The organism is Halobacillus sp. BBL2006 (assembly GCF_000786645.1).
Taxonomy (GTDB): Bacteria; Bacillota; Bacilli; order Bacillales; family Halobacillaceae; genus Halobacillus.
The window spans coordinates 1-8,350 of the sequence record NZ_JRNX01000050.1 but is presented as its reverse complement, the minus strand read 5'-3'; the positions used below and the strand labels follow the sequence as shown (position 1 = coordinate 8,350).

The window sequence follows — 8,350 nt, the reverse complement described above, 5'->3', positions numbered from 1 at the left end:
ACATCAACGTATTGATATCAGAACCGAAAATGTCGTCCAGTTGGCGTAAACGATCAGGGTTCAAATCAATGATCGTTACATCGGCACCCAGCCCCATAGCTATTTTCGCAGCGTTCGTACCGACGACACCTCCTCCAATGACTGTTACCCGGCCTCTTCTCACGCCAGGGATACCGCCTAGCAGAATTCCTTTACCTCCATGAGACTTTTCCAGAAATTGAGCACCGATCTGTGAAGCCATCCGTCCGGCAACTTCACTCATTGGCGTCAGTAAAGGCAAGGAGCCGTTTGCAAGCTGGACTGTTTCATAAGCGATAGCTACTACTTTATTTTCAACGAGAGCTTTCGTAAGCTCTGGTTCTGGAGCTAAATGCAGGTAAGTAAATAAAATAAGACCATTATAGAAAAAACCATATTCATCAGGGAGCGGCTCCTTAACTTTCATAACCATTTCCTGACTCCATGCTTCTTTTGCAGAGGCAACTATGGTTGCTCCCGCTTCTTCATACTGAGCATCTGTAAAACTCGAACCGACACCTGCATTCGTTTCGACGAATACTTCATGACCTGCATTCGTCAATGTAATCACCCCTGCTGGTGTCATGGCAACACGGTTTTCATTATTTTTTATTTCACGTGGTACTCCGATTTTCATAGCCATCCAACCTCCCATTCCATTCTTTACATTCTGACCTCATTCTCTCGATTCAACTATAACACGATTCCTTTTCAGTTAGTACACCGGTAAAAAGAGACTCCTTGCGACAATAAACATTGAGATCATTATACCTTATAAGGTTATCGTTCCCTTTACCTGTATCGGTGAATCACATCCATTCCACCGGTCACTTCATAAATGGTGCCTGTAATCATATCTGAGTCTTCATGACATAAAAACTCGATGGTCCTGGCAATGTCTTCACCAGTACCCGGCCGGCCAATCGGGGTTTCATTATCAACAGACCTCCTCCCATCCATAATGGAAGATTCTTTCCAACCACCATGAATGTGACCAGGGCAAATCATATTGGACGTAATGCCGTTTTCTGCTTCTTCGAACGCAATAGTTTTCGTCAATGAAACGAGACCTACCTTTGCTGCAGCAAATGCAGAACGGTAAATCCACCCCGCAGCTCCTCCTGCCCCTTGAAAGCCATAATTGATGATCCGGCCGAAATGTTGTTTTCTCATATAAGGCACCGTTAATTTTAACAAGTAGAAAACCGCGTCCAGGTTCCCTCTTATCATAGCGTCCCACTCTTCAAAAGAATAATCCATCAATTTTTTTCTTTCAAAAATATAGGGACCTGCGTTGTTCACTAAGTAGTCGACGCGTCCGAACCTTGAGATGGTTTGATCTACAAGGTTCTTCAAATCTATGTGAGAGGTGACATCCGCTTGTATAATTTGAATGTCTTCTTGTTTTGTAGGGAATTGATCTATTAATTCTAAGGCTTTTTCTTTATCAGTACGATAAGTGACGGTTACCGAAACTCCATTGTTTAAAAATTGTTCCGTCACTTTTTTACCTAACCCTTTTGATCCCGCGGTAATGATGGCATGTCTCATAACTTTTCCTCCTCGTTCTACCTCGCATATTTGTTTGTTTACAATAAGACTCTCCTTCTGTAAAATAAGTGCGGCAGAAGGGAAGTGGAACTTCATGAGGACCTCATCCTCACATAAAGAAATGATTGAAACATTTGGTTTAGAAGCTGTACCGAAAGAAAAGCAATCCACTCCTTGGTACAGATTTGCTTTCATACAATTTGCTATAGCTGCGAATGCAGGCAACTTCATCGTCCCGGCACTTGCGGTAATAGAGGGAGGATTATCTTTCTGGAGCGGCGTACTCGCCACAAGTATAGGAGCATTGTTAGGTTTCTTGTTCGTCTCCTATTTATCTTTGCCTGGATCCCGCTTAGGGATCCCTGCCCAATACGCCATCCGCACGATTCTTGGTGTACAAGGAGCTCGATACCTTTCTTCACCCATCCGCAGCCTGACATCCCTTTATTGGTTCAGTGTGCAAACGATAGGCGGGACTTATGTCATTCAACAGCTGTTCGTTCGTTTAACCGGAAACGATTTGCCGTTTTTTGTCTTCTCGATTCCATTATCGGTACTAATGGTAATCCTTGCGATTATCGGTTTCGACGCTGTCAAACAAGCGACAACCTATTTCTTACCCTTTCTACTGTTAGGGGAACTAACAATTCTCTACATCTACTTTACTACAAACGATGGACCAGGTTCATGGGAAAAGCTTCAGCAAGGCGCTTTCGAAGGTAGTATTTCAAGTATGTTCTTTTATGCAAGTCTTGCTTTTGTTCAATACGTGTCCGGTGTTAGTGCGTCCGCTGATATGACCAGGTATGCAAAATCTCCGAGTCACGGGTTTTGGGGACTTTTTGTTGGCAATGGGGCGGGCTTCTTACTGACTGCCGTGATCGGGTGCGCCTCCGCGTTTCTATTCCAGAACATCAATCCTTATGTATCAGCAAGCGAACTGACTGTGTCACCAGTCTTCATAACGATTATTACTTTAACTGCGGTCATTTCGATGATCTCCATTAACATCAGTAATGCGTATACAGGAGGGTACAGCCTTCTTAATACATTCAGTCGTCTGACCAGAGTTCAGAGCGCTGTCATCTTCGGGTTTTTGGGTGTTCTATTAAGTGGATTCCCTGATTTAGTAAATGAAGCGGAATCCTACATATCTCTGCTAGGTGGACTTATCATCCCGATCTCTGCCATTATTTGCAGTGACTATTTAATCGTCAAACGCCTTCGTCTGAATGAACGTTCGATTGCACAATTGACAAAGACAACGAGTATTAATCCATGGGCGATCGTCATGGTTTCACTAGGGTGTATTCTCTACTTTTTATTACCCGGGGAATGGTCTCCCGGTCTCATCACCTTCCTTTTATTAATGCTCACCTACCCATTGGTGATAGGAAACAGGACCTGGGGATAAACACAGGTCCTGCTTTTTTATTTTTCGGTTTTTTGCGGATCCCTTTCGGAGCGATAGCTCTCGTTAAGAGAACTGAGCATTTCTTTTTCCGCTGCTTCTTCCTCTTGCGGAGGAACTTTTTTAGCATTTTCCATGATAACCACCTCTGTCTTAATGTTCACAAAACTTACTAAATTATAATTGAGTCATTGGTCTATGCATGGTTGGAACATGTTATAATAGAAGTAACAAATTGGAAGGGGGCATGCAACATGACATTCGAATACAAAGATATTGTAGTTGCTGTGGATGGATCCGAAACAGCTGAGGGGGCTTTTAAAAAGGCCATCGATATTGCTAATCGTAACGAAGCGAAGCTGATCTTATCCCATGTTGTAGATACCAGGGCATTCGCCACTGTAGAAGCTTATGATCGTTCACTCGCAATCAGAGCAGAACAATATGCGAGCGATTTGTTAAAAGACTACAAAGAAAAAGCTGAAAATGCCGGAGTGAAAAACGTCATCATCGACATCGAATATGGATCTCCTAAAGTTAAAATTGCTAAAGATGTGGCTCCAAAACATAATGCCGACCTCATCATATGTGGAGCGACAGGTTTAAACGCCATGGAACGTTTTTTCATTGGCAGTGTTTCTGAACACATCACTCGTTATGCTAATTGCGATGTCCTGGTTGTACGCCCTGAACAGACAACAGAATAAACGAAAAACGCCATAGCTCACAAGAGCATGGCGTTTTTCGTTTTAAAGGTCTTTCTTCAGTTCCCTTACTACATGATTGAGCTCTGGTAAAATCAATCGATCCATTGCAAGTTTAACGGCTCCACTTGAACCAGGCGTAGAGAAAATAGCACAGCTCCCACTTACCCCAGCTATCGCTCTGGATAATATGGCTGCAGATCCGATATCCTCTGTATAGCTCAACATCCGGAACAATTCACCGAAACCAGGTATTTCTTTATCCATCAAAGCTTCAACGACTTCGATCGTTACATCGCGTTCAGCAATTCCCGTACCACCATTGGTCAGGATCACATCTACATCCGTATGCTGCAACCCCTCTTCCAATGCTTTTCGGATCGAAGTTTCTTCATCAGAAACAATACGGTAGGCTTTCACTGAATGCCCCTGACGCTCCAAACGCTCAATCATGAGCCTTCCGCTTTTATCCGTTTCCTCAGTACGTGTATCACTGATTGTAAGGACCATGCAGAAAACAGATTCAGGCGCTTCGCTCTTATGTTCTTCCACAGACATATCATTCGTCCCCTTCTTCGCTTTTCAAGTGACGATATTGATAAAATCTAAGCGCAAAATCGGTCACCTGTCTGGTCAAATGGTAATTCGAGTAGGCCCCTATGGCAATACTAATAAACGGCAGACCTTGGAACATTTTTTTCCTGAACATAAGAATGAAAAGGGACTTGAACGCTTGCTTCAGCGGCTGTTCTACCCATGATTCATTCGTCAATCGGTCATCCCCTTCAAAGATATAGGGATGATTTTTGTTATTGACCTCGTTCATGAGATCTTTCCACGCCGCCCCCTGCAGCCTTTTAGGTAAAGTCGCGGCATGAAAAACTTTCAAAGAAATCATCATTTCGTATGGGTGATTCATTTCATGACCGAATGTAAGTCCGACCAACTGTACCGCTCTGATGTTCATGACCATCATTAAAGGGTAATCCAGTCCAAGCAACAGCCAGCCGCCGGTTCCTGTCAATCCTCCTTGAGCGAATGAATATAGTCTGCCGCGCGCAATTTGCTGTTCTGCTATGTAGGTTAGTTGGTCGACGGTAAGCTCTCTTCGCATATCCGTGATGTTTTCAATATTTTCTGCGAGTACACGACCGACAGTAAGAATACGGCCTCTTGCTTCGTTTTGAAAAGACGTCCCTTGCAAGAATGCATGCGTATGAAAAAACCAATCATCCAGTTTAGAAAAAAACTTCTCTTTAATTCCCGGGTCGACATTATAAAAGCTCTGCTGAATCCAATCATCGTAAATCATCTCAAAATCATTGGGCTGGTAATTCCGATATTGTGCAAGCCAGCTGTCTACTTCCATGGCTACTCGTTCTTTAGACAAAACCATCACTCCCTGACCGTAAGTCTTATATCTTCATTGTAGCCTTTTCAAATAAAAAAAAGCAATTGCCACTATAGGGTGGCAATTGCTTTTACACTATATTACAGACCTTTTTCTACGGTATCACGGGCAATCATAACTTCTTCATTTGTTGGAATGATCATAACTTTAACAGGTGAATGTGGATAGTTAACGAATGCTTCTTTCCCACGGACCTGGTTTAAGGAAGGATCCCAATAAACTCCCATGAATTCTAATCCTTTAAGAACACGTTCACGGATAGACGTACTGTTCTCTCCGACACCTGCAGTAAAGACGACCCCATCAATTCCGTGCATTCGAGCAGCATATGAACCGATATACTTGTGAATACGGGCTGCGAATACTTCAAGTGCCAGTTCAGCACGCTCATCTCCATCATTTGCACGCTGCTCAATGTCACGAAGGTCACTTGAGAAACCAGAAAGGGCAAGCATACCGCTTTCTTTGTTCAATACGTTCATGACTTCACTGGCGGTTTTACCTGTTTTCTCCATAATGAACGGAATCAGTGCCGGATCAATGTTACCCGAACGAGTTCCCATCGTAACACCTGCAAGTGGTGTGAATCCCATGGATGTATCAATCGATTTTCCGCCTTCAATTGCAGCAATACTTGCACCGTTTCCTAAGTGGCAGGATAGGATACGAAGCTGCTCTACTGGGCGGCCGAGCATTTCTGCGGCACGCTCGGATACGTATTTGTGCGATGTACCATGGAAGCCATACTTACGAATGCCATATTTCTCGTAATACTCATATGGCAAGCTGTAAAGATAAGACTGCTCAGGCATAGACTGGTGGAAGGCAGTGTCGAATACAGCTACGTGAGGTACATTCGGAAGCACTTCACGGAAAGCACGAATACCAGTCAAGTTAGCCGGGTTATGAAGTGGAGCTAAGTCAGACACTTCTTCAATTTCTTGGATTACTTCATCGGTAATCAAGACAGATTCACTGAAGCGTTCTCCGCCGTGTACAACACGGTGTCCAACACCATTAATCTCATCAAGAGATTCAATGATTCCATTGGATGTCAATTTATCCAATAGCATTTTAACCGCTTCTCCGTGATCTGGGATATCGGTGACTGTCTTATCTTTGTCTTCGTTCACTTCGATTGTGAATACCGCATCGTCCAGGCCGATACGCTCGACTAATCCTTTAGTGATCACCGTTTCTTCAGGCATTTCAATCAATTGGAATTTCAGTGATGAACTACCTGCATTTATGGCAAGAATTTTATTACTCAACGTTGCTCATCCCCTTAAAATTAGGTTCGTATATTTCTACCATTACCATTTAATCACCCGTTCTAATCAATTTCAAGGCAGAAAAGGCATGATAACGTTTACTTCTTATATTCGTTATTTTCTCACTATTGTGTCGGTTTATATTCATCAAACCACTGATTCATTTGAGCTAAGATGTCTGCCATGGCTTCAGGGTTTTTGAACGAAGGAAGCTTAACAAGCAATGCTTGCTTAGGTGACTTCGTCTGTGGGCCTTTCTTTTGAAGGATCAAGATGCTCTTCCCATGCTTCTCGTTTTTGAATAAAGAATCAGACAGCTGCAGCATTCCAACGATGTGAGCATGTTCACGCAAGTATGCATTCAGTGCCTTCGACTGATCACTGTCGAAAAGGAAGTTCGGGACGATGAACATCAGAAATCCGCCCTCTTTTGTATAGTTCAACCCCTGTTCAATAAATAAATGGTGAGCATAAGAATGGCCTTCTTCGGCTTTAAGTTCATATCTGGATGCTTGTACCTCATCTGGATAGTAACCTACAGGCAGATCAGCGAGCACAAAATCAACCGGTTCCATCAAAAATGGACGCAAACTATCCTGGTGGAAAAACTCAATATTGTTTTTTTGCAGGTTCGCGTTGGCGACCGCCAATTGGATGAGTGTCGGATCAACTTCACTCGCATATGCGCGAAGGGGCATTTCCAACTGATTCATGACTGAAGTCATCAGATTTGCAGACCCTGAAGCAAGATCGAACATCGTCAGCTCTTCCTGACCTTCAAATAGTTTGGATGCAAGATAGCCCATGAACATAGCTACCGAATCGGGCGTGATTAAATGCTGCTGCTGAGTTGCACCCTTCATTCCTTTCAATATTGTTAGTTGGACTGCTTTCCGGACTTCTTCTTTTTCATAATCCTCTTTTTTAACTTTCGTCAATCGATTGGTCAGTTTTGTTTGGAGATTCTTATTAAGATCATCGAAAGGCTTTTCATTGAATAAGACATCCAGCGCTTCCGCCAAACCTTCTAAATAGGTAATGTTCATATCTTCTGAGATAAGGGTGGATGTGTCATCCAACCATTCAAATAGCTTCTCTACCTGGCCTTGTTTCATTGTCATTCTCCTTTTATTGCTACATAATTCTCAAAAATAATGGACGCATTGGTTTATAAAGAACAATGCGTCAGCCGTTACCGTGCTATTCCTTGAGTTCGATTCTATCACAACCATAACGAATTATTCATTACTGTTCAACAATGAGCAATTTAACTGATTTGTAGGAAAATTGGGTGCGGTTACATAATAGAAATGATAAAATGACTACAATGACTACATAAAGGAGAATGCATTGTGTCTGATCATCGTAGAAACCTTTACTTTTATTATCACCCGAATCTAGAACTTGATAAAAAACTTGAGCCTCTCTTTCAGCTGGCTCGCGATAATGATTTTCATATCGTTGAAAAATCTAGTGAAGCCAATATCATTGTAGCTGTTGGTGGGGATGGGACCTTTTTGCAAGCCGTACGCAAAACAGACTTCCGACAGGATTGTCTGTATGTTGGGATCCGCAGCCGCAATGAAGCTGGCCTCTATTGTGACTTTAGTATCGACGACCATACCGAAATTGTAGAATCGATGCAGAATGCTGAAGTTGAAGTACGCAGGTTCCCAGTGATTGAAGCAACAGTAAATAATGAATCAAGTTATTTATGCATAAACGAATGCAGTGTCCGTTCTACCCTCATTAAGTCCATTGACATTGACGTATACATTGACGACCTTCATTTTGAAACATTCCGAGGAGACGGGCTAATTGTAGCTACACCGACTGGGAGTACAGGATATAACAAATCGACTAAGGGAGCCGTTGTTGATCCAAAACTGCCTTGCTTCCAAGTGAGTGAGCTTGCTTCCTTAAATAATAATCGATTCCGTACGTTGGGATCTTCGTTCATTCTAAGCGGAGAACGCACCTTGAA

9 protein-coding genes are annotated in these 8,350 nt (G+C 42.8%); 3 read left to right on the top strand and 6 right to left on the bottom strand.

Going from position 1 to position 8,350, the window contains the following annotated elements; genetic code table 11:
* A partial coding sequence (locus LD39_RS02030) for an alanine dehydrogenase (RefSeq protein ID WP_035542357.1) occupies positions 1-655 on the bottom strand: 655 nt, incomplete at its 3' end.
* Between the two features lie 155 nt (positions 656-810).
* Entirely contained in the window at positions 811-1,569 is a 759-nt protein-coding gene (locus LD39_RS02025; RefSeq protein WP_035542355.1) for an SDR family oxidoreductase, read from the bottom strand.
* A 94-nt stretch (positions 1,570-1,663) separates the two neighbouring features.
* On the opposite strand from LD39_RS02025, the gene LD39_RS02020 reads away from it, so the two are divergent.
* Both LD39_RS02020 and LD39_RS02015 read left to right on the top strand, forming a co-directional pair.
* Positions 1,664-2,983 carry a cytosine permease gene (locus tag LD39_RS02020; RefSeq protein WP_035542354.1) on the top strand — a complete coding sequence of 440 codons (1,320 nt, stop codon included), beginning with the start codon at positions 1,664-1,666 and terminating at the stop codon, positions 2,981-2,983.
* A gap of 251 nt (positions 2,984-3,234) precedes the next feature.
* Complete coding sequence (locus tag LD39_RS02015) at positions 3,235-3,687, top strand: universal stress protein (RefSeq protein ID WP_035542351.1); 453 nt, start codon at positions 3,235-3,237, stop codon at positions 3,685-3,687.
* A 42-nt stretch (positions 3,688-3,729) separates the two neighbouring features.
* Here LD39_RS02015 and LD39_RS02010 read toward each other — a convergent pair whose 3' ends face one another.
* The 4 genes from LD39_RS02010 to LD39_RS01995 all read right to left on the bottom strand — a co-directional run bounded on the left by LD39_RS02010 (position 3,730) and on the right by LD39_RS01995 (position 7,481).
* A complete protein-coding gene (locus LD39_RS02010; RefSeq protein WP_035542350.1) occupies positions 3,730-4,242 on the bottom strand; it encodes a molybdenum cofactor biosynthesis protein B in 513 nt (170 codons plus the stop codon).
* A 1-nt stretch (position 4,243) separates the two neighbouring features.
* Positions 4,244-5,074, bottom strand: a complete 831-nt coding sequence (locus LD39_RS02005) for an EcsC family protein (protein WP_197061376.1) — start codon at positions 5,072-5,074, stop codon at positions 4,244-4,246.
* Positions 5,075-5,175: 101 nt separating this feature from the next.
* Positions 5,176-6,366, bottom strand: coding sequence for an acetate kinase (locus tag LD39_RS02000; protein ID WP_035542347.1), 1,191 nt, complete (start codon positions 6,364-6,366; stop codon positions 5,176-5,178).
* Positions 6,367-6,491: 125 nt separating this feature from the next.
* Complete coding sequence (locus LD39_RS01995) at positions 6,492-7,481, bottom strand: class I SAM-dependent methyltransferase (RefSeq protein WP_035542345.1); 990 nt, start codon at positions 7,479-7,481, stop codon at positions 6,492-6,494.
* A gap of 237 nt (positions 7,482-7,718) precedes the next feature.
* Here LD39_RS01995 and LD39_RS01990 point away from each other — a divergent pair.
* Positions 7,719-8,350 (top strand): NAD kinase (locus LD39_RS01990; protein ID WP_035542344.1); only part of this gene is annotated, 632 nt, incomplete at its 3' end.